This is a genomic window from Acinetobacter sp. YH01005 (assembly GCF_013420465.1).
GTDB classification, from domain to species: Bacteria; Pseudomonadota; Gammaproteobacteria; order Pseudomonadales; family Moraxellaceae; genus Acinetobacter; species Acinetobacter amyesii.
Genome location: NZ_VOYA01000029.1, coordinates 1 through 22,888, shown reverse-complemented (window position 1 = coordinate 22,888; position 22,888 = coordinate 1). Strand labels below are relative to the sequence as shown.

The window sequence follows — 22,888 nt, the reverse complement described above, 5'->3', positions numbered from 1 at the left end:
TCATCTAAATGCTTTTGATGCCAAGCACGAAGTGTTTCAGGAGTACAACCAATCTTAGGCGCAATAGCTGTGATCGCAGCCCAATTAGATGGATAGTCTTTTTCAGATTCAATCAATAATTGAACCGATCTTTCTCTGATTTCAGGGGTATATTTTAATTTGGTCATCGGAACATTCTCTCAGAATACTGAGTCTCCGACAAACCCGGTACGGTTCAAAACGTTTAAAGTTACCATCTGCAAATGTAAATTGTGTAAGCCCAAGTAAAACAACAGGTGTGACAATTTTTATCAATTTCATATGCTAACTCCTTGTCTTGCATATTTTTTTAATTAAATCCTAAAAACATTCTTTGTTCTTATATTTAAAAGTTATGTAATTAGTATAATTTTTTATAGTTATATTATGTTTTTATATATTGTTATTTGTAAATTTTTGCACTATTTTAATGCAAAAAAGGCCTGTACTTATCAATAAAGGCCAATGTGATTTTCTTATTGAAATTTAACGATATTGTGGTTGGTAACCTAGGTACGCTTCGATCTGGTCATAGCACCATTGGAAAATAAATGTGTAGACTAAAATACACATGGTCATACTAAAATCGAGCAAAATCGCCTGCCATAAGGTCATATGCATGGCATAAGCCACCATTGGGATGGTTGCAAGCATTAAACCGCCCTCAAATCCAATTGCATGTAAAACACGTACACCAAAGGTTCTTTTTAACTTTCTTTTTGCTTCAAATTTTTCAAAATAATGATTAAAAATCATGTTCCAAATCACAGAAGTGACCGCCATTGCAATACCGAGCGTACCTGTCACCTCCATCGGAACTTTAAAAATAAAACTTAAAGCAATAGCAATGATCACCAATAGGATGATCTCATAGCTTAGCGCATGAATAATCCTTCTCTTGGAAATCGTCATTTTGAAACACTCTATTATTTGTAAAAAACTTATTTTATTTTTATATTATTGATTAATCGAGTCAGATTCTTTCAATATTATTGAAAGGTTGTATTCCTTTATTTTTTCTGTATGCACATGAATATTAATCAAGAACAACTGATGATTTTTAAAACAGTCATGGAAACAGGATCATTTTCCGCAGCCGCCAGACAACTCGGCAAAGTGCCATCAGCAGTCAGCATGTCCATTGCGAATTTCGAAATTGATCTCAACCTTAAACTGTTTGAGCGCGTTGGTCGTGAGCCTGTGCCCACCGCTCAAGCGCTTAACCTGTATGAAAAAACTGAACAATTATTGATAGAAATCAATCAGTGGAAACAGCATGCGATTGCGCTGAGTCATGGTTTAGAGTCTTCACTGAATATCGTGGTGGTATCAGAACTGCTTCATACGCAGTGGACCGACTATATCTCTTTGCTAGAAACTCATTTTCCATCTTTGCAAATCAATATTTTTTCTGCGCCTCAAGAAGATGCCCAAAAGATGTTATTACTAGGTCAAGCACAGCTTGCTCTAATGTTTGAACGTGAACAGCTTGAGAGTTATGAACAATTTGTCGAATTGAAACGTGAAGCATTGGTTCCTGTTGCTGCGACAAAACATGGCCTGTCGAAATTTAAGCAAGTCAGTTTTGAGCAAATTTTGCAAAGTCGGCAAATCGTGGTTGCAAGTCGTGATAAAAGTATCAAACCAGAGTTGTTATTTTCCAAACACAGTTGGCGTACAGATAACCACCACTCTGCCTGTTCGATGATTATTCAAGGTCTGGGTTGGGGTGTGCTTCCATTAGAGATGTTTAATGAAAATCCGACACTCAAAGATCAACTCAAAATCTTAAGCTTTCAAGATTTCACACCCAAATTTGAATATTTCGTCGACTTGGTCTGGAACCGTGAAAAACCTCTCGGCTCGGCTGCTCATTTTTTGATTAATCACATCCGAAATTCACGAAAAACTACGATTTAGACCGCCTAATTGGGCGGTTTTTGGTTGGGTTCTAAACAGATTGTGTTATAAAAGTATGTACACCAAGAACATTAAGAACTAGATTTCAAATGACTCAAAATGCGTTAAACCAATTAAAAAGCCTAACAACGATTGTTGCTGACAGCAGTGATTTAGCTGCGATTAATACATTCCGTCCATTGGATGCGACCACAAATCCATCTTTAATTACAGCAGCGGCAAATCAACCTGAAAATAAAGAACTGATTGAAAGTGCTTTTGAACAAGCGCGTAAAGAAGGTTATCAAAACGATGAGCTGGTTGAGCGCACCATCGATATTCTTACGGTCAAATTTGGTGTAGAAATTTTAAAATTGATCGAAGGACGTGTATCTACAGAAGTCGATGCAGCCTTGTCTTATGATACCGATGCCACCATTGCAAAAGCCAAAGAGTTACTGGCTTTATATGCACAGTATGGTATCGATCAAAACCGTATCTTAATTAAAATTGCCTCAACATGGGAAGGCATTCAAGCCGCTAAAGCCCTTGAAGCCGAAGGCATTCACTGTAATCTGACGCTATTGTTTGGCTTACATCAAGCTCAAGCCTGTGCAGATGCTCAAGTCACGCTGATTTCGCCATTTGTTGGTCGTATTTTAGATTGGTACAAAAAAGCTGAAAATGTGGATAGCTACCCGATTGAGAAAGATCCGGGCGTGTTATCAGTGAAGCAGATTTACCACTACTACAAACAACATGACATCAAAACTGAAATTATGGGTGCTAGCTTCCGTAGTATTGATCAAGTGCTTGGTTTAGCAGGTTGTGATTTATTGACAGTTTCACCGAATTTATTGGCAGAACTGGAAAAAGATCAGCGTACCGTGGAAGTGCAATTGTCTAATCATCATGCGCATGCACACTGTCAACACGATGTACAAGTGCTCGACAAGCAAACTTTCAAAGCTGAAGTTGAAAAAGACTTAATGTCTTTCCAACTATTACAAGGCGGTATTGATGGTTTTATTAAAGCCCGTGAGCAATTAAGTCGCTTACTGCGTCAAACTTTTGGCTTAGATGCTGAAATAAAAGCATAAATTAGAAATTTTCAGTTTCATCTAGAACCGAAGTTGTATACTACAGCTTCGGTTTTTTATTTGAGTGTCTTCAGTGTTTGGAATCACAGACTTAACGACCTTTATTATTGGTACGATATTAATTGTGATTTTACCCGGGCCAAATTCACTTTATGTCATGTCTGTTGCTTCTCGCTATGGCATTAAGGTCGGCTATTTAGGCGCTTTTGGCGTTTATACTGGCGATTTGATCTTAATCTTACTCACTGCTCTCGGTGCTGCATCCTTACTTCATGCCTTCCCTTGGTTATTCTTATTATTAAAAATTGTCGGTGCGCTGTATTTAAGTTATTTAGGTATCAAACTTTTCAAGGCTGCCTACCAAACATGGAATGCCGTTCAAACGCCAGAACAACTCGACACTAAACAACTGAGTTTGAGCGAACTGAAACCGTTTAAGACTGCATTAACCATCAGTATTTTAAACCCTAAAGCCATTCTTTTTTACTTATCGTTCTTTGTGCAATTCGTCGATCCTGCATATCCATATCCAGCGATTACATTCACCGCACTCGCGATCGTGCTGCAAATTATCAGTATGAGCTATTTAACGATTTTGATCTTTTCGGGTGCAAAACTGGCCACCTATTTTAGCCATCGTTATAAATTTACGGCATGCTGTGTGGCTGCAGTTGGTCTTCTATTTTGTGGATTTGGGCTAAAGCTTGCGACTTCTACCATGTAAACGACATGGGCAAAGTATTTCTGTTTTTTTACTTAAAAATCTATATGCCTTTAAACTTTTGAATGGATGAAACATCCACAATGTTTGTTGTCGATTCGCTCTATTAAAGTGCCGTTTGTTAATAACTGATGTTACGCACGTAAAAGTAATTTCGCATTTTTAAAATGCTTTTTAAGTCTATTCGACGGAGTCTTACATCTAGGATTTAAATAAAGGGATTCGCCTTCGGCTGGAGGTACTTTTGTTTCGGCAAAAGTACCCAAAACCATTGCCATCCGCAAAACTCCTTCACTAGCGTCTAATTATTCAAAAGTATCGCAAAAACATTTTTGAATAGAAGTAGTCCTGTCTCAAACACTTGCGGATGACGTTGCCGCGTATCTTTCTTTTATTTGAATCAAATGGCTCTTCTGATGTTACTGCGTAACATCAGTGAATAAATAAAGAATTTCCATAATATCTCGATGAGCACTTTTACTGTACAGGACTTGAGCGTATCATCCTGAAAAATGTCATCTTAAACCTGCGCCAACAATAGTTATAGCTCGATCATTATGCAAAAACTACTCCAAGACTTTTCCATTCCAGCTGCTTTTGCAGGTTTTATTACGTTCTTAGTCGGGATCAGCGTCTCGGCTGTTTTGGTGATCCAATCTGCACAACTGCTCGGTGCCAACACTGCAGAAATAACCTCTTGGTTTTGGGCTTTAGGTTTGGGTATCGGCTTAAGCGGGTTGATTCTGTCTTGGAAATTTAAATATCCCGTTGCGACTTCATGGTCCACTGCGGGACTGGCACTGATTTTAGCGACTGCAAATGGTTACAGCATGAATGCCGCTCTAGGCGCATTCTTGGTCTGTGGCCTATTAACAGCAGTACTCGGATTTTTAGGCATTTTTGAAAAAATACTGCGCTATATCCCACAAAGTCTAACCAGTGCAATGTTGGCGGGCGTACTCCTTAAATTTGGTATTGAGCTATTTGTCAGTTTACAAAATGAATGGGCATTCGTTCTTGGTTTACTCGCGGCTTATGTCCTCAGTAAACGACTGTTACCACGATATAGCATTGTCATTACGGTGATCATTGGCATCATGCTTTGTCCATTATTACTTGGCTTTCAATTACCGGCGCTTAATTTAGAACTCGCACAGCCGGTTTGGGTCACACCTGAATTTTCGATCTCAGCAATACTGGGTTTGGCGCTACCACTCTTTGTAATCAATATGGCCTCTCAGTATTTACCGGGTTTAGCCATGATTAAAAGTTATGGCTATCAACCCCACGTTAATCAACTGATCGGTTGGACTGGGACAGCCCAAACGCTACTCGCGCCATTTGGATGTTTTAGTGTCAATATTGCTGCGATTAGTGCCGCCATCAGTCTAGATGACCAAGCCCACCCCGATGAGAAAAAGCGCTATATCGCAGGTATGACCTGTGGCTTCTTTTATATTTTGATGGGCCTGTTTGCAGCCACTTTGGTGAGTTTCTTAACCGCTTTCCCATTGATATTTATTACCGCTTTAGCAGGCATTGCCCTACTAGGCACCATTGGACACAACATCGTCATTGCTTTCCAAGAAGCGAGTGAACGTGACGCTGCTCTACTCACCTTCTTGTTTAGTGCATCGGGCGTACAATTTTTTGGTATTGGTTCCGCGTTTTGGGGGTTGGTCTTTGGTTTAGCCGTACATGCTATTTTCAAGTATAAGAGAAATTAAGCGCACATTTACAAACAGTGTTTTAGTCTATTTCGCTCGATACGTTCGGGCGATTAATTCTTGTTTTAATAATTGTGTTTCACTTTCGTCTTCCACTTCTGTAAAAGCGGTGAGCCAAATACCATCGGCTGCATAACGAACAATTTTCATTTCTATATCTGAATCGGTCTGATGATGACGCTCTAAACGTGAGTTCATCCACTCGATCCAATATTCATTAAAAGTTTTATCGGTCAGCATGGTCATCGAAATCGCGGACCAAGACTGTTGCAAACCCATGATTTGTTTTTCTAAAGTAATTTCAATATAGGCTCGGGTAAAACGACCGTATGGCTCAGGGTCTTCGTCAATTAATCGGTCAACGACCTCGTCTAATTGAGCCAAAAGCATCACAATCATGGACTCTAAGAGCTTTTGCTTATTTGAAAAATGATGAAATACACCACCTTTTGTAACCCCAACTAAATCCGCAACGGCTTGAATCGACACCCCGTTGACACCTTTATCTGCAGCAAGACGGATTGCATGCTGCAAAATACTTTGGCGTATCAGTTGAGGCTCTTTCTTGCGCTGATGCGGATTATCCATATTAATGTCCAGCTGAAGTTGAAAACAGGTTGATCACGACCACACCTGAAACAATCAGGCCTATCCCTAACATGGCTGGGAGGTCTAAACTTTGACGAAAGATAAAGTAGCCAATTAGTGCGGTTAAAACAATACCAACGCCTGCCCAAATGGCATAAGCAATACCAAGTGGTATGACTTTAATCACCTGAGACAATAAATAAAATGCCAAACAGAATAAAACTGCGACAGCCAATGAAGGCGCAAGTTTGGTAAAGCCTTCTGACTTCACCAAAAATGTCGAACCAATTACTTCTGAGATAATCGCCAATGACAGTAAGCCATACGCCAATGTTACCGAATTCATTATTCATTCCAAAACAAACATACCAACTGGTAGGTATGTTATTAAGTTAAAGATTATTCTGCAAGCATTTTAAGCCTATTTTTAATTTTTAACGGACTGTACGTGTTGTTGCAAAAATTCTAAAGTGCGATCAAAGGTCTGCTGGCTAGCCTTTTTACTCATCATAAATTGATATTCATGTACCAAATATTCTTTCGAATCTGGATAAAATACCGCCGTCACAGGTACATTATTTGCCTTCAATTTTTCTACAAAAGGCTCAGATTGCGTTTTGGTTAAAAAATCTTTATTGCCACCGCTGATAAGTACAGGCGGATAATTTGCATTAATATTTGAGGCTGTTGAAATATGCGTTAAAAACTCGACATCATCTTTTTTGTCTCCGGTATACGCCTGAACTAAGTTATAGACGCCCCACTCGATCAGTCCAATCTCTGCGGGTGCAGTATTTACAAAGCTGTTTAAATCATAAATACCACAATGCAAAATCAGCCCTTTAAGCTGTGAAGGCTTTAATACAGGTTGAATCTTTGACGCTTTCGCAAAATCTGGCTTCGTAACCAAGGCGGCATAATGACTGGCCATATTTGCACCTGCAGAATCCCCTGCCAAATACATATTTTGCGAATCAATGCCATATTGTGCTGCATGTAGATTCAAAAACGTCAGTGCTGCATCTATTTGGTTGAGCTGTACGGGATAAATGGCTTCAGGTGCAAACTGATATTGAACAGAAACCACATTATAGCCTTGGGCTGCGAGCCGTTTAAAATATCCCCCTGCATGTTCTTTTGAGCCAGAGACCCAACCGCCCCCGTGGATCCAAACAATTGTTGGTCTGGGTGCAATAACCGTACTTGTTTCAGGTTGATAGATATCCAAGCTTAAATTTGGATTTTGTAGATATTGAATATTTGACTGCACAATAACATTGTCAGGTGCATATAGGTTGATAAAGGTCTTTTGGACTTGTGTCGATAAGTTAAATGCACCTGCAATCACTTTGGTACTGCTTTGCGTGTTTTGACAACCAGACAAATGCAACACTGAACACATGCTGAGTACAACCAACCCTACTTTATATGACATATCTAACTATCCAATCGCATCAATTCTGTTATAAATCTTAGATTTAAAATCTGTATATAGTTTAGGCTTATTTTTATAAAGTTTATATTGATCTTTTAGGCTCAAAATCCGAGAAAATTAGTCGATTTTATTTTAATATTTTTTGAGCAAAGTCCGAGTTTTTCGCTCAGATTTATTTGACGACTTATCGACATTAATTTATGTAATTTTATGAATTTACAATATTTTTTAGATTAATAAATTGAACCATTCACGACAATGTGTTATCAATAATCTATAGGGTTTAAAAGCAAAATTACAGGAGATTGTTCCATGTCATATCAAAACATTTTAGTACCTGTCGATGGTTCAGAAATCTCGTTTTCTGCAGTTAAAAAAGCTGCAATTATTGCCAAGGCATTTAACAGCCAACTCACTTTAATCAGCCTTGTTGCTGAAGACCCATTTACCGATGCAGACTTCTATTATTCTTCATCAATCATGAAAGAATATTTCGTACAAGCTTACGCAAATGCAGAATCTGCATTAAAAGAAGCTGTGCAAATTACAACTGAAGTGGGTGTAGAAGCACAAAGTAAGATTATTAAAGGCCAAGTTTCTGCTGAAGGTGTAGTAGAAGCAGCCAATGAAGTCAAAGCTGATTTGATCGTGATGGGTTCGCATGGTCGCAAAGGCTTTAAGAAAATGCTGCTCGGCAGCTTCGCACAAGATGTACTCAGTAATACTGAATTACCTGTGTTGGTTGTAAAAGCTTAAGATGACCAAGCCCACATCATGTGGGCTTTTTTTGTATTCAGCACACCCTTCACCAATAAGCTTACCCTTTTGTCTAATTCATACAATATCGTGAATAGAGCAAGATTAGATTGATAACATTTAAAATATTAAGGAAGCAGATATGAGTCAATATCAACAAATTTTAGTCCCTGTGGATGAATCTCCAATTTCATATTCTGCTGTTGAACATGCCCTCAGCTTGGCTAAAAGTCAAAATGCACAAGTGACCATTGTCAGTGTTGTTGCTGTTGATCCATTTGTTGGTGTCGATTTCTATGCTGTTGCACCTGCAATCACTGAATATTTTATGCAAGCTGAAAAAAGTGCTCAGCTGCGTTTAGAAGATATCAAACAAACCTTTGTACGCGATGGTATCGAGGTTAAAACCCGTTTGATTCATGGTGTATCGCCAACTGAAGGGATTTTACAAGTGGCTGATGAAATCTCTGCAGACTTAATCATCATGGGTTCGCATGGACGCACAGGTTTGAAAAAAGCCATGCTGGGCAGCGTAGCACAAAATATTTTAACGCAGTGCCCAATTCCTGTTTTGATCATCAAGCAATAAACTAAGATTCAAAGAAAAGCCCTCAATTGAGGGCTTTTCTTCTTTTAGATCAATTAAAAACGTTGTTTAAATATACAATTCGTTCTGTAGTTTTCTGATTAAAGCATTTGGTATATTGCAACTCTTGATTTTGCGTATTCATCGCCTCATCCCAGTATTGCGAATGCTTTTGATAAGTCTCTTTTTCACTTTCATTTAATGAATAAACACTTTTTTGTGCAAGCACTTTACAGTCGATATCACGCTTTTCAAACCAGTCTGCTTGATCTTGCTGTAACTGCGCCTTTTGTTCATCACTAAAATGATCCCAAGTCTGATTGAGACGATCCACCACTTTGGCATTATCCTGATCTAGCTCTTTCTTACGAATATCCATCGCCTTTTGTGCAAGGCTCATTTGTTGAGATTGGCTCTCCATCCCTTGCTGATAGGATTCTTCATCTCGCTTATTTTGAGCACTATATGCCGCATATAACACCGCATGACGTGTCACTGTTACAACGCTATCAATTACGTCATTTTGACTCGGGACACTTAAACTTAAACCATCTTTGTCGGTTTTAGTGATGCTATAGCTAAAGTTCCCTTTAAGCTGATCATTGTCCATGCTTAAGCCTGACTCCCCATCTTCGAGTGAATCATTCAAAGTATAATTACCACGTTCTTCACAGCCTTCATCACATGGTCGTTCAGCAAAGGCGTTTTCAGCACGCTTTTGTAATCCTTTCGGGAAAACCACCAACAATTGACTGCTACATTCCAATGTTTTGGCTTTATTAGGGTCTTCAGTTAAAGTCGTGACATTTTGAATGTTAAATTTTAGATTTTTTACAATCAGATCCATGAGTTGCTGATCGGCTTCATAATCTGACTGACGTATTTCTTTGTTTAATTCTTTGAGATATTCTTTTTTTAAATGATCTTGCAATTGGTCAATATTGGCTTGTGCAGTACAACTCCAATCTTCCAAAGCAGGCGCTTCCGTTTTGGCTTCTGTATCTTTTTTATTTTTAAAATTATCACAGCCGGATATTAATGCCGCAGACAACATGAGGCTCGTGATGACTATTTTTTTCATTGTATAAGTACCATTATGATTTTATTCTTCGGGCGTATTTTACTCAAAATTACAGCGCTTTGACGAGAAAAATCCCCGCATGTGCAGGGATTTTTTATATATCATCTCATTTAGTACGGTTTTAATTGGCCTTTTCAGTCACGCCTTCATTGGTAACATCTCGTACTTTGCCATTCTCGGTATTTAAAACTTCAAACTCAATACGACGGTTTTTGAATTGACCTTCTTTGGTGCTGTTTTCTGCTACCGGTTTTTCTTGACCATAACCCACCGCTTGAAGCTGTGCAGGATCAACGCCTTTCGACACCAAATAATCCACCACAGCTTGTGCACGCTCTTGCGATAAAGCTTTATTCGCTTCCGCATTACCCACAGCGTCGGTATGACCTTGTACAGTCAGATGTACTTCTGTAGCGCGCTGCAGCAATGCTGCCGCCTGATCCAAAATCGATTTATTTACGTCAGGAATATCAGATGAACCTGTCGCAAAATTAATAATTTGTAAGTTCAGCGCAGTCGCAACATCTAGCGCACGAACTTGTTCAGGGTTAATGCTCGCTAATGCTTTTTGTGCATCAGTAATACTGTTATCTACTGCTGTTTGTTCGCTCACGCCTTCTTGAACCAATACCGTCATATTTTTTGCAAAAGGCTTAATTTGATTGGCAAGGTTTTGAGCATCCGCAGGATTTTGCGACAAAATCGATAACTGATTTTCGGTCCAGGTTAAAGTGGTATTTGGCACACCTTTAAGTTTTTGCAGAACCGTTGGAATGGTATCTTGATCAATAAATTGAGTATGGTAACTGGCATCGGATGTTGCACCACAGCCCGTATTAAAGTTAAAGATCTGTTTGACTTGTTGCTGCAAAATTTCAAGATAGTTTGAATCACCTGTTTGAATTTGACAGTTGGTTAACTGCCCATCCGCACCAGTGCTAAATTGCAAATGTGCTGGCTGAGATGCCGCAGGCTGTGCAACCGTTGTTGCAGAGGTGGTTGGTTCTTGTTTATTGGTACAAGACTTAAACCAAAATGCGATCAGACCCAATAATATAAGCAGCGCAATAATCGGCAATAACCAATTCGAGCGTTTTTCTTCAACGATAACAGGCGTTGGTTCAACGGTAGGCGCTTGGTGTAATGTACGACCGGCTGCTGTGTTTATCCCTAAACCTGCGAGTAAAGGTACAGCCCATTGTGGGAGTGCTGCCAAAATGCTATCTGCATGATTATCGAGTAAATGCGTGATTGCGACAGGATCAGATGAACCCGCTTCATTTTCAAGCACCCCTATGGTTGGGGCGATCGAATGATTCAAGGTCTGCTCTATTTCTGACGCTGGAGCAGCACCGCCACCGAGATGTTGCAAAAATTGTTCTTTTAATGTGGGATTTGCTGAAAATATATCACTAATACGAGGGTTTAACTGTTTTTGAAAGGCATCAATAAATTCAGGTTTGGATCGAAAAATATTTAACAGGAATGGAATAAACTGGCTAATGGCTGAATTTTTTTCAGTTAAGTGTTGTGTATCACCGTCCAGCACAATCGAGGAGACGTGCTGCTTAATCAGCGCTAATAAATCTATACTCATATTTGTACTCCATGCAGTTGTCATTATTTTCATATGTACTTCAGTTTATATGCTTATTTTTTGATCAAATGTAATAATTTGTTCGGACTTGTCAACGCTTTAATTTCTTCTTTTATTTTCAATCTTCACTAAAAAAGCCAGCCGAAGCTGACTTTTTAATGTCTAATCAAAATTCTGAGAATCAACAAATTTCCATGTTGAGCGTGCGCTTAAACGGCATAAAAAGCGTGAACTACTTTACCTTTTACCGTTTGCTGAATTAATGGTGTGTTCTTACCATTTGAGACAATCGTGTCTTTATTAATAGTCCACTCAAGTTCTGGATCGACAAGCACCCAACCCGCTTCATCTGCCCAATGTTGCTGCATATTGGCTACTTTAGCAGGTGCGAGTGTGACTTTCTCAACCCATTCCAGTGGGCTTAATAGGCCTTCTTGAATCAATTGAATACCAAAAGGTACATAGGTATCAAATGCGGTAAAACCGGGCTGTGTTTCAGCAAATGGCGCCATTTTCGCAGAGCTGCTTAATGGCTCATGATGCGTACAAATCGCGTCAATCACACCGTCTTTCACCGCTTGTCGGAGCAAGTCTCTATCTTGCTCAGAACGCAGCGGCGGACGCACATGCGCAAGTGAATTAAAGCCGTCGATCAACTGATCAGTTAAATGCAATTGGTGCATGGCTACATCGCAAGTGACCGGTAAGCCTTTTGCTTTGGCATGTTTAATCAATTCAACAGATGCGCCTGATGACAATAGACCAAAGTGCGCACGCACTTTAGTGGCTTCAATCATCAGTAAATATTTTGCAATGGCTACGGTTTCCGCCAATGCAGGGATCATCGGTAAACCTTGACGAGATGCGACAAAGCCTTCATGCACACAGCCATCTTTGGCAATTTGTGGTTCTTCGGCATAGAACACAACGGTCATGTTCAGACCCGCTGCATATTCCAAGGTGCGAATCACCACATCATCGTCCATAAATGGCGCATTAGCATTCGATACTGCTGTACAGCCGCCTTTTTTCAAACCCGCCATATTCGCAGGCTGCTTGCCTAACAAGCCTTGAGTTTGCGCGCCAATCACCTGCAGATAAATGCCACCATCAATCATGGCTTTTTCCACCAGGCCATGAATCAATGCGCCATTGTCCTGCACAATCGGTTTTGAGTCAGGCGGGGTAAACACATGCAAAATACCATTCGCACGTGCAGCCTTACCTTCTGACTTTAAAGTGCCATGCTGCTGCTGACCCGGCTCACGCAAACGCGCACAGAGATCAACCATACTTGGCATCAGCCATTTGCCTTGACCATCAATGGTTTCAGCGGCATTGCTTTCGGCAACCAATCGGCCATTTTCAATATAAACCGTCTGTACGCTGTCAGTTTGATTGATTGGATCTAAGACACGTACATTTTCAACTTTAACAATACTCATGACTATCCCTTAAACCGCAATCGCTTCAATTAAACCTTTTTCTTGCAGCTGACCTTGCATCGCCAAAGCCAGTACCGCCATACGCACCGCAATACCGTTGGTCACCTGATGTAAAATCACGGACTGAGCACCATCGGCAATACTCGAGTCAATTTCAACACCGCGGTTCATTGGTCCCGGATGCATCACGATGCAGTCAGGTTTTGCCAAAGCCAAGCGTTCTTTATTCAAACCGTACATTTTGTAGAATTCAGCTTGAGATGACAGCGCAGGAGAATCAATACGTTCATTTTGAATACGTAAAGTAATAATCACGTCGCAGTCTTGAATGCCGTCTTCCATATTGTTGAACAAACGAATGCCTTCGCCATAATCATCAAAACCGTAAGGCAGCAAAGTATTTGGCGCAATGACACGAATATCTTTACAGCCTAATGTTTGCAATGCAGCGACATCTGAGCGGGCAACACGCGAATGCTTAATATCACCAATAATAGCAATGGAAATGTCTTCAAAATTCTTTTTGGTTTCACGGCGAATCGTCAACATATCCAACATGGCTTGGGTTGGATGTGCATGTCGGCCATCGCCTGCATTGATGATTGCCACATGCGGACAAACATCTTTGGCAATAAAGTGCGGCGCGCCTGACGATGAATGACGAACCACAAAAATGTCGGTCGCCATCGCCTCTAAATTCCACAAGGTATCACGCAGTGTCTCGCCTTTTGATGTACTTGAACGTGCAATATCAATGTTCAATACGTTTGCAGACAGGCGTTTTGCTGCCGCTTCAAAAGTGGTACGGGTACGTGTTGAATTTTCAAAAAACAGGTTCATCACCGTACGACCTTCTAAAAGGTTGTTGGTAATCAGCTGATTTTGGTCATTAAAAAAGGACTGTGCAGTGTCCAATATTTTTGTGAGAGTTTCTTTAGAAAGGCCTTCGATGGTGAGGAAATGTTTTAAGTTACCATCTTGGTTGAGTTGAATCTGGCTCGGTGTATGCAATGCCGCCAAGTGCATGAGAGATTCCTTATCGTTAAGTTAACGCATTATACAGAGAATCTTGGCAAATGGCAGTTGAAGTTTTCAACGTTCAATGCAAACGCATGATGTTATTCAAAATGAATTTTCAAATTCCTATCTATCATTTCAATTAGATAAATTAAACGGTTTAAATTAAACTTCACCTTTCCCCTTTCAAAAAGCCTTCAAACAGGACTTCTATCTGTCCTTATTTTTGATTGAATTGAATACTTTCAAACAGATAAAGTTCAGCTATGAACAACCGCCTTCTGCACAGTTCAACAGCTCTTGAAACATGGAAAGATGGTTGATACTTCAGGCGGTGTGCAGCAGGAAATTTATGCTGCTGCTCACAGCGGGATTGAATTAACGCAATGCGCCAATATAACGATGTGCAACCTGTGCTTTATAGATATCTTCCGCAGTCGGTTCGCTCATTAAAATTTCTGCTGTTTCAGATTGAACTGAGCTAACTATTGGTTCTTCTTGTGCTGAAACTGCAGCTTCATGCAAATTCAACTCGCTGTAAAGCCGCGCAACCAAACGAGATAATTCAGGATCGGCCGTTTCCAAAGCCAAGTTAGAAACAAAGCGTGCGTATTCGACATTCTCAACCACATATAATGCGTCAATAACCCGACCTGACACACGACGTAAGCGCGCATAGATTAAAGTTGCAATTGAAAATGCGTTTGATTGACTATTGATTGCCAGCCCTGTCATAAATACCCCTAATGATATCAATATTATAAAGATCGAATTTTGATCAGGGTTATAGCAATTTTTGTACCATTAAGTGATATTTCTCACAATGTACACAGAATAAATTTGATAAAGTCATTCAAATCTACCGATATTTCTCCCGTTTCAGCGCAATATCGTCCGCCCAAATCCACGAAAATACGTTAAAATATGCGATTGCTTTTTTGCCTTTGGAAATTTACATGAATTCGAAACCGCGTCTTTCTACATATTGGGTTACCTGTGCAGATGGACTGGAAACCTTACTCCGCGAGGAAATTGAAGGTTTAGGTGTTCAAAATATTGAACAGTTCCCGGGTCGTCTTGTATTCAAAGGCACACTTGAAGATGCATATCGTATTTGCATGTGGTCACGTTTGGCTTCTCGTGTACTCACCCCGATTCATACACATGAATTAGAGTTCACGCATGATGCACGTGATGTAGCGGAAGAGCTCTATGAAGGTGCAATAAACTTTGATTGGTCACTTATTTTTGCACCACAAAGTACATTTGCCGTGCGTTTACACATCGAACGTGACATTAAAGTCAATTCTCAGTTCGCAACTTTACGTGTTAAAGATGGTGTGGTCGATTCCTTTATGGAAGCTGTGGGCAAACGTCCTAGCATTGACATTAAGCAACCTGAAATTACGTTGTATGTATTAGCTGGCAAAACTGAACATACTTATTGCTTAGATTTATCAGGTGATTCTCTACATAAACGAGGCTACCGACGCTATATGACAGATGCGCCGATTAAAGAGAACCTAGCGGCTGCCATCTTACAGAAAGCAAAACTTAAACAGCATCAACCCGATATTATCCTGGACCCAATGTGTGGTTCAGGGACATTTATCATTGAATCTTTAATGATTTTGACTGACCGCGCGCCAGGCCTTGTTCGTCGTTTTGGTTTTAATGGTTGGAATGGTCATGACCATGAACTTTGGATGTCGATCAAAGGTGAAGCTGCTGAACGTCATAAAGCCGCACTTGAAAACTCTCTGCCACAATTCTATGCATTTGATGCAGACTGGGAAGCGGTAAAAGCAACTAAACAAAATATTATCGCGGCAGGTTTCGAATCTGTACTTGATCAAATTAAGATTGAAGAACGTACACTTGCAGACTGGCCAGATTTCCAAGCAACAGGTAAGAAAAGCTTTGTTGTCACTAACCCGCCATACGGCGAGCGTTTAGGTGATAAAGCCTCTAACCGCGCACTGTATTTAGGTCTATCGGCATTATTACAAAAGAACTTCCCAAATCAGCCTGCTGCGATTATTGCAGCACAAGTTGAACAGGCCGATGTCCTTGCCTTTAATGATCCGCAAATTTTGCGTTTGATGAATGGTAAGCTCCCAATTTACGTCCGTTTTGGTACAGTCAAACCTGCAGCAGTTCAAAAGCCTTTCCTCGAGCATTGGGAACCTCAACAATTTGAAAAAATTGAAGGTGCAGAAGACTTTACTAACCGTCTGCAAAAAAACATGCAGAATCTTAAAAAATGGGCAGTTAAAGAAAATATTTTCTGCTTACGTTTATATGATGCCGATTTACCAGACTTTAATGTCGCAGTAGATTTGTATGGTGATCGTTTACACGTACAAGAATACGCACCACCGAAAAAAATTGACCCTGAGAAAGCCAAAAAACGCTTTAACTTAGCACTGCAAGCGATTCGTGCAGTGACAGGCTTAGGTCGTGATGCGATTTTCATTAAAACACGTGCCCGCCAAGAAGGTAAAAATCAGTACACCAAACAAAGTACTGCGTCTAAACGTTTTATCGTTCAAGAAGGCAAAGCAAAGATTTTGGTGAACCTAACAGACTACCTCGATACAGGTTTGTTCCTTGACCATCGTCAAATGCGTCTACGGATTGCCAAAGAAGCCAAAGGTAAACACTTCCTGAACTTATATAGCTATACCTCTACAGCGAGCTTACATGCAGCGCTTGGCGGTGCAGCAAGTACGACCAGTGTCGATTTGTCAAATACCTACCTAAACTGGTCTAAAGAGAACTTTGTACTGAATGGTTTGACAGTAGATCATGCAGATGAACAACATCAGTTCTTCTCTAGCGACTGTTTTGAATGGTTGAAAGAAGGTCACGAGCAATATGACCTGATCTTTATTGACCCACCAACATTCTCTAACTCTAAAAAGTTCTATGGTACGTTTGATGTCCAACGCGACCATATGTCTTTGCTTAAACGTGCCATGAACCGTTTAACCACTGACGGAACGCTTTACTTCTCAAACAACTACCGTGGTTTTGAGATGGACGATGTGATCATGGCAATGTTTGACGTTGAAGAAATCAGCAATGAAACCATTGGCCTAGACTTTAAACGTAATACCAAAATTCACCGTGCATGGAAAATCACTCATCCACAAATCTAAGGTTTGACTTTAGAAATTCCTGATCTATGAAATGAAGCACGTCAGTGCTTCATTTCAACCACAACTCCATCTGGATACGTTACTCGAATATTTTCATGTCGCTCTTGCAGCACAATACGGTTAATCGGTGCAACTTCAGGAGATTGTATTAACCCGACCTGATCCGCTGCCCTTTTCTTTTGAAGCAAATAATCACTCATGGTTGAGCCTTCAAGCTGGGTCTCCTGAATGATCTTATTATTACGATTAGATTTATGATTTGAATTGTTCTGCTGCTCTTCTTTGGGTTTAGCTGCTTCACTCTCAATAATATCTAAGGTTTCTTAACTAAATTGTTTTTTACCTTGCGTTTCATTCGACAAACGTTGATCTGAAATTGAAGTACCCGCCAAAACTGTAGACTGAACAGCGATCAGAAAAATGCTACTAATAAGACTGTGTTTTACCCAAGAACATTTAGGCATGGATGAATGAACAAGTTTCCGTCTAAAAAAATAATCGTGTGAAATGGTGTCTTTCCTATTGTTGTTTTCATTGGCTAGTTGCCCATTGACGCTAGCAACTTTTCAACTGTTCAACAATGGCTAGGCCGCTGTGTTCCGATAAAGTGAACATCATGATTCCGCAGCTCAAAATAGAAAACCGTCAATCAATGACGGTTTTATATTTTCAAACTAAACGACTAACGACTTGTTGCTTATTTATTTTGTATGGCTTGACCAAAAAGCTTTTGACCGAACTTATATTGCATACTCATGACCATGTTATTGCCATCGCGCTTGCCTTGCCCGGATGTTTCAAAACCTGCAAACATGGCTTCAGCTTCCTGTCCTGACAAACTTTTGCCCTGTAATTGTAAAAAGTTATTCATGATTGCAGTCATCATATTTTTATCAAAACTTAAGTCTGCTTGAAAATCCAGTAAGCTCGGCACCATTTTAATAAAAGACTCCATTGAGGCATGGTGACCCGGCATGACTTTCCCCACGACATTTGCAGAGGCTTTACCTCCACCAATACTGATCGAGTTATCTTTAGACTCAAAATCAAAACCTTGGCTTGCGATAGCTAAGAAAGCTTGAGTCATTTCTTCACTTGATTCACTCACTGCATCGCATGAGTTTTCCACCTGATGCAAAAGTTCACTAAATGCACGAACTTTATCTAGATTGACTTTATGCAATGCCAAATTCAGTGCGAAATCTTTGGTGACTGGTGAACCTGGGAAATCCATCTCATCAGCTTTTAAGTAGCCTTCAAAGTACACATCATGTTTATTTAGTTCGGTCTCCCAACGCAGTTGCATACCACGCATGCCGCCTGAGAACTTTTGATCTAAACGTTTGATAGAACCCGCTTGGATTTCAACAAAACCATTTTCAAGATTTTTCTGATTTAGACCTTGATTGGTCTTCATCGAAAAATTTTGCACCATGGTTTGCATTGGACCTTCACTCAACCTAACCACAGGTAAATGGATTGAAAGCTCAGAGACCTTAGTGGCCTGCCCCGGTAGACTACTGATCCGAATTTGCAATTGGCTGGCATCAACTTGTACTGTTGCACCTTGTGCAGTCGTTTTAAATGCAGGAATCTGTAAATCGGTTTTACTTTGACCAATCCAATTGACCAACGTTTTTGCCGTTAAGTCCGTGCCAAAAAGCTTGGCATATTCGGACGTACTTTGTTGTTGAACAATCTTAAAATTCGAGTTGATGTTATAGCCTTTCAACCCACGTTGAATCTGATCGGTACCCTTCAACACGATCACTTCTTTGGGTTTACACGGGTCTGTTTTCAGGGTTAATACCCAATCGACCGTTCCACCCATCAAACCCATTTGATAATTGCTGTACTTCACATCAACATCTTGTACAGCTGCTGACCAATTATTCTGTGTATAAAATTGGGCAAGAGATTTATCTGCATATAAATTTCCTCCCACCACAGCTGCTGAAAGCACCGCTAAACTGCCAATTCCCCACATCAATTTTGACATGTCTTTCTCATTCTGATTATTCTTTGCGCAGTATACTGAAGAACTCAGTTACATAAGTACACAATTAGAATGATATTAAATGATTGATTTGGCGGTTTTAATTGATTTTTTGATGGCTATCACTTTAACTATATACGCCCAGCTTCAAAATAACTTATACGTTTACGATCAAAAGCTGCATATGGATTACCTTTAAAACTATGAAAATAGTGCTTGGCTTTTAACACGTGAGAGGTGGTATTTTTCATCCATCCTATACGCGGGTCCTTCTCTGCCAAAGTGATGCAATAGGTTTCTTTGCCACGTCGCTTGGTCTGTTGCTTGGCATGAAAAATCAAACTTGCAAATACATCTAGATGTTCAGGATGACATAGTGGACTATGCAGCATTAAATAATCGAAAGTTCCCTGAATTTTTGGCAGTGATAATACACCACGCACACTGGCATAGGCATTATAAAACGGCTTCATCAACTTTAATGGACGTGAATAGTCGATTACGCGGGTTTGTTTAAAACTCTTTTGATTCCATAATCCGTAGAGTCCAACCAACTGATTGTGCTGATCATAAATCAAATAAAAATCGTCCAGATTTAAGCCTGCCCAAAATGGATTTTGACCATCTACCAAAGCATTAAAATCATAGCTAGGTAAAAAATTATAATGGTCTTTCATTTTTAAAATGAAATCATTCGCTTCATCTACACGTTCAGCAGTCAGGGTTTTAAATTGATATTGATTGAAAGTTTTTGGTTTCACTGCCTGTGAAACGGTAAAGGTTCGAATTTCATCATAAAAATATGGCAGCGGAAATCCAGATCTTTCATGATGTAAAATACTGGCAGCGACAATATTGTCGTTTAAAACCACACTTTCAAAAATCGTGTCTTGTGGTATTTCATCATGGAGATAGTCCATCAATAAACGCATGACTTTAGCACCACGATACGCTGGATTCATTCTTAAATCGGCGACATAACGCATCAGGTCAGGCTGACCATTGATATAACAATAACGCCATCCCAAATTCATCATCGCAATCACGATAGATGGATCTTCCACAGGAACAACCACTTTTAAATCTGGACGATTATACTGTGCGTGGCTGGCATCAAAATAACTGGGGTGACGCGCATAAGATAATGTGATGCCATTGCTTGGCATAGTCTCTGCACTAATTTTCATTAGTTGCTCATCATCTTCGACAGTCGCATTTCGAACCGCAAACTTAGTCTCGTTCTTTGAATGATATAGCACCGTTTCGTCGAACGGTGCATCTAACACATCGATATCCATCTCAATACTCAATTATTTTTGTTTTCATTTTCTTAAGCGGCTCAGGCTTAATATTCCCTTCAATCATGCCATTGTTCATGGCTAGTGTTTTGTAGTAGTCCCAAGCATCTTGTACATGTACCACTTCAGGTTCATCCAACTGCCCTAGATCGCGTGCCAATTCATAATGAAAATTATGTTTAAGCAAACGGTCTAGTGCTTGAGCGGATGGTTGTTTGTCTACATTGCCTTCACTGAGTAAAATATAGTGCGGTTTTTTAACCGAACATTGTTCGATACCCAAGATACTAATCGGCAAATAATCCGCTTGTTTAAACTCTGCAAGAACTTTAACTGCAGCATTGTGGTCGAGCTTTTCTCCGACCAGATCAACCGTCATTTTGCGACCTAAAAAATTGAAACATGGCACTTGCTGATAAAAGTCGGTGACTTCTAATTCATCATCAATCACATAACGAATTAATCCTGAACCTGTAGTAATCACAGGACTAACGATATCGCCTATTTTCAGTTGCCAAGATGACACCACTTTTTGGCTGTCTTGCAAAATAAATTCATAAAAATGTGACTGATAACTTAAGGTAAAACGGTTTGCAAATGGAATCGTCACTACGCCTTCAGTTGCCCATAAACCTTTACCCTCAAATGCCACCCCTGCAATTCGTTGCTGTAGCTGTACTGCCCATTGCTCTGCGCTCGCTGTATCCCAACTCGAAACCAGACTGAGTTTAGGCCACAGTTTTTTCCACGCCGTTGCTTGGGTTAAATCCAAGTCTTGTAAGCGATAGCATTGTTGACAAGATTTAGGAACTTGCAGAAAACTCAAACCATCACGTTGCCATTGTCCAGTTTTTAAGACCTGTACAATTTCAGCTTGATGTTCTTGAATAATATCCAGCAATTGCAATGCAAATGTAGGACTCCATACCGAAATCATGCCTAAATGCTTATCTGCAACGAGATACACCGCGGTTGCAAACATGGCATCTTCGGCTGAATTTGCCATCGCAATTTCAGTCGGTACCGATTGAGTAATTTTACTCAACACTCGCTTCGACAGATTAAGCAGCGCACTGTCATCATTTAAATTACTATTTTCTAAAAGCTTTCGCTGGCTTTCAGGCAACCATGAAACCGACCAATAATGCGTTGAATTTTTAAGTTGTGGGTGTGTCCGATATAAATTAGTCAGCCATAAACCAATAGCCTCATCCAGTTCATCTAAAAAAGCCTGAGTATAGGGAATGAATTTAATTGCTTCACTCGACCCACTGGTCGGTTGAAACCGTACAATTTTTTCAGGCCCCAAACTATTTTTGCCACTTTGTCTGGATTGTTCAATTTGGCTTTTCCAATTGCTATAACGCGAAAGCGGATATTTTTTGGAAAATTGCTCATAGCTTAGATTTTGCGAAATGTGCTGCTTTAAAAAATGACTTAATTTTTTACGTTGCACATTTTCCAGCTGATTTGCCTGCTGTGTATAGCGCTGAAATGCTTTACGGCAGGCAATATTCAAAACTTGATGTGCTGTAGTGAGAAGCAATCCCATTAGGCCACCTTCGAGTCTGAACCTGTCGCAATATGCAATGTACGTGACTTATAACGTAACTTGCTGTCATGTTTACTCACACTGGTGGTCTTGGTTAAGAATCGATTTACATAACGGTATAAATCGCTCCAGCGTAATTCACCAATGCACGGAAGTTCTGTTCCATCGACCCAAGTTGGGTTCTTATCTTCAAAGAAAGCTATCTTGGTATTATTTTCGCGCATTTCATGGGTGATGGGCGCAACATCTGCTTTGAGTGGTTGATAGTCTTCGCCAAAATTCAGCAGACCCGTTTCGTGGTTATAATATTCTGAGAAGTATTCTTTACAGTACGATTCAACAAAGTCTTTGAGATGAGCATTTTTCTCACCATAGTGTGGATAGTAGCTGTAGTAGTTATTGGCTAAGAGCAGATAAGTTTTAAAGCCTTTAGAGATTAAAATCCAATATATAGGTGTTCTTGGATGACGAAATTTAAAACTAATAATATAACGGAACATTGCTCTAGTTAATGCACGATTTCCCCAATACTCTTTCTCAATAATGGTATCTCCACTGAAAAAAGCATGTCGGGCTTTACCATCAACAACAAAGTCACGTTCCATAACCGTCGAAAATCCGACAATTTGATTATTTTTCGGTTCAATAATAAAAAAAACACCGGTTTTTTCTAAGAAGTCGCGTTCAAAAATTTCATAACGGGTATTGGCATAATACTTTTGATAAATACCATACATGCGTTTGAGTTCTTGAACAGTGATGTCACCAGTATGTTTATATAAACTATAGCCAAATACTTAAAAATATAGAACAATAGAAACATGGGATATTCAAAAGATTTTAAAGACAAAGTCATAGAAATTATGACTAGAGATAAAATGTCTGTGCGAAAAGCAGCACAGCATTTTAAC

General features: G+C 39.8%; 22 protein-coding genes and 1 pseudogene. 7 read left to right on the top strand and 16 right to left on the bottom strand.

Going from position 1 to position 22,888, the window contains the following annotated elements; all coding sequences use genetic code 11:
- A pseudogene (locus tag FTT72_RS14565) lies at window positions 1-167 on the bottom strand (IS3 family transposase); the annotation flags it as partial.
- 337 nt (window positions 168-504) lie between these two features.
- On the bottom strand, window positions 505-930 hold the full coding sequence (aceI, locus tag FTT72_RS14560) for a chlorhexidine efflux PACE transporter AceI (protein WP_078191799.1): 426 nt from the start codon (window positions 928-930) through the stop codon (window positions 505-507).
- A gap of 117 nt (window positions 931-1,047) precedes the next feature.
- Between aceI and FTT72_RS14555 the strand changes: the two genes are divergently transcribed.
- The 4 genes from FTT72_RS14555 to FTT72_RS14540 all read left to right on the top strand — a co-directional run bounded on the left by FTT72_RS14555 (window position 1,048) and on the right by FTT72_RS14540 (window position 5,465).
- Window positions 1,048-1,938 (top strand): LysR family transcriptional regulator, encoded by an 891-nt coding sequence (locus tag FTT72_RS14555; RefSeq protein ID WP_180116750.1) that lies wholly within the window; start codon window positions 1,048-1,050, stop codon window positions 1,936-1,938.
- An 89-nt stretch (window positions 1,939-2,027) separates the two neighbouring features.
- Window positions 2,028-3,017, top strand: a complete 990-nt coding sequence (gene tal / locus FTT72_RS14550) for a transaldolase (protein WP_180088133.1) — start codon at window positions 2,028-2,030, stop codon at window positions 3,015-3,017.
- 73 nt (window positions 3,018-3,090) lie between these two features.
- Entirely contained in the window at window positions 3,091-3,741 is a 651-nt protein-coding gene (gene leuE / locus FTT72_RS14545; RefSeq protein WP_180060075.1) for a leucine efflux protein LeuE, read from the top strand.
- A gap of 554 nt (window positions 3,742-4,295) precedes the next feature.
- Window positions 4,296-5,465 (top strand): benzoate/H(+) symporter BenE family transporter, encoded by a 1,170-nt coding sequence (locus FTT72_RS14540; protein WP_180178601.1) that lies wholly within the window; start codon window positions 4,296-4,298, stop codon window positions 5,463-5,465.
- Window positions 5,466-5,492: 27 nt separating this feature from the next.
- Here the strand turns inward: FTT72_RS14540 and FTT72_RS14535 are convergent, their stop codons facing one another.
- From FTT72_RS14535 to FTT72_RS14525, 3 genes are all read right to left on the bottom strand, one after another.
- Window positions 5,493-6,053 carry a TetR/AcrR family transcriptional regulator gene (locus tag FTT72_RS14535; RefSeq protein WP_180165871.1) on the bottom strand — a complete coding sequence of 187 codons (561 nt, stop codon included), beginning with the start codon at window positions 6,051-6,053 and terminating at the stop codon, window positions 5,493-5,495.
- A 1-nt stretch (window position 6,054) separates the two neighbouring features.
- On the bottom strand, window positions 6,055-6,399 hold the full coding sequence (locus FTT72_RS14530) for an SMR family transporter (protein WP_078188613.1): 345 nt from the start codon (window positions 6,397-6,399) through the stop codon (window positions 6,055-6,057).
- An 81-nt stretch (window positions 6,400-6,480) separates the two neighbouring features.
- A complete protein-coding gene (locus tag FTT72_RS14525) occupies window positions 6,481-7,488 on the bottom strand; it encodes an alpha/beta hydrolase (protein WP_180178600.1) in 1,008 nt (335 codons plus the stop codon).
- A 312-nt stretch (window positions 7,489-7,800) separates the two neighbouring features.
- On the opposite strand from FTT72_RS14525, the gene FTT72_RS14520 reads away from it, so the two are divergent.
- Window positions 7,801-8,244, top strand: a complete 444-nt coding sequence (locus FTT72_RS14520) for a universal stress protein (RefSeq protein ID WP_078191806.1) — start codon at window positions 7,801-7,803, stop codon at window positions 8,242-8,244.
- Window positions 8,245-8,386: 142 nt separating this feature from the next.
- Entirely contained in the window at window positions 8,387-8,833 is a 447-nt protein-coding gene (locus FTT72_RS14515; RefSeq protein ID WP_078188616.1) for a universal stress protein, read from the top strand.
- A gap of 49 nt (window positions 8,834-8,882) precedes the next feature.
- Here the strand turns inward: FTT72_RS14515 and FTT72_RS14510 are convergent, their stop codons facing one another.
- The 5 genes from FTT72_RS14510 to FTT72_RS14490 form a co-directional block, all read right to left on the bottom strand.
- Window positions 8,883-9,911, bottom strand: a complete 1,029-nt coding sequence (locus FTT72_RS14510) for a DUF1311 domain-containing protein (protein WP_180176977.1) — start codon at window positions 9,909-9,911, stop codon at window positions 8,883-8,885.
- A gap of 121 nt (window positions 9,912-10,032) precedes the next feature.
- Window positions 10,033-11,508: an OmpA family protein gene (locus FTT72_RS14505; RefSeq protein ID WP_180178599.1), complete on the bottom strand. Its 1,476-nt coding sequence runs from the start codon at window positions 11,506-11,508 to the stop codon at window positions 10,033-10,035.
- Window positions 11,509-11,717: 209 nt separating this feature from the next.
- The gene (locus FTT72_RS14500) at window positions 11,718-12,953 is read right to left on the bottom strand and encodes a dihydroorotase (RefSeq protein ID WP_180178598.1); all 1,236 of its coding nucleotides are present in this window, start codon (window positions 12,951-12,953) and stop codon (window positions 11,718-11,720) included.
- A 9-nt stretch (window positions 12,954-12,962) separates the two neighbouring features.
- Window positions 12,963-13,979, bottom strand: coding sequence for an aspartate carbamoyltransferase catalytic subunit (locus tag FTT72_RS14495; protein WP_180010388.1), 1,017 nt, complete (start codon window positions 13,977-13,979; stop codon window positions 12,963-12,965).
- A gap of 369 nt (window positions 13,980-14,348) precedes the next feature.
- Window positions 14,349-14,705: a hypothetical protein gene (locus FTT72_RS14490; RefSeq protein ID WP_180010389.1), complete on the bottom strand. Its 357-nt coding sequence runs from the start codon at window positions 14,703-14,705 to the stop codon at window positions 14,349-14,351.
- 221 nt (window positions 14,706-14,926) lie between these two features.
- On the opposite strand from FTT72_RS14490, the gene rlmKL reads away from it, so the two are divergent.
- Window positions 14,927-17,131, top strand: a complete 2,205-nt coding sequence (gene rlmKL / locus FTT72_RS14485; RefSeq protein ID WP_180116756.1) for a bifunctional 23S rRNA (guanine(2069)-N(7))-methyltransferase RlmK/23S rRNA (guanine(2445)-N(2))-methyltransferase RlmL — start codon at window positions 14,927-14,929, stop codon at window positions 17,129-17,131.
- 41 nt (window positions 17,132-17,172) lie between these two features.
- Here rlmKL and FTT72_RS14480 read toward each other — a convergent pair whose 3' ends face one another.
- The 6 genes from FTT72_RS14480 to FTT72_RS14455 form a co-directional block, all read right to left on the bottom strand.
- Window positions 17,173-17,331 (bottom strand): hypothetical protein, encoded by a 159-nt coding sequence (locus FTT72_RS14480; RefSeq protein WP_162689727.1) that lies wholly within the window; start codon window positions 17,329-17,331, stop codon window positions 17,173-17,175.
- Between the two features lie 123 nt (window positions 17,332-17,454).
- On the bottom strand, window positions 17,455-17,595 hold the full coding sequence (locus FTT72_RS14475; RefSeq protein ID WP_180178597.1) for a hypothetical protein: 141 nt from the start codon (window positions 17,593-17,595) through the stop codon (window positions 17,455-17,457).
- A 233-nt stretch (window positions 17,596-17,828) separates the two neighbouring features.
- Window positions 17,829-19,130, bottom strand: a complete 1,302-nt coding sequence (locus FTT72_RS14470) for a DUF945 family protein (protein WP_180178596.1) — start codon at window positions 19,128-19,130, stop codon at window positions 17,829-17,831.
- Between the two features lie 128 nt (window positions 19,131-19,258).
- Window positions 19,259-20,425: a GNAT family N-acetyltransferase gene (locus FTT72_RS14465; RefSeq protein ID WP_180178595.1), complete on the bottom strand. Its 1,167-nt coding sequence runs from the start codon at window positions 20,423-20,425 to the stop codon at window positions 19,259-19,261.
- Between the two features lies 1 nt (window position 20,426).
- Window positions 20,427-21,977 (bottom strand): GH3 auxin-responsive promoter family protein, encoded by a 1,551-nt coding sequence (locus FTT72_RS14460; protein ID WP_180178594.1) that lies wholly within the window; start codon window positions 21,975-21,977, stop codon window positions 20,427-20,429.
- Complete coding sequence (locus tag FTT72_RS14455) at window positions 21,977-22,738, bottom strand: hypothetical protein (RefSeq protein ID WP_180178602.1); 762 nt, start codon at window positions 22,736-22,738, stop codon at window positions 21,977-21,979. The genes FTT72_RS14460 and FTT72_RS14455 overlap by 1 nt, the downstream gene beginning before the upstream one ends.
- Between the last annotated feature and the right edge of the window lie 150 nt (window positions 22,739-22,888).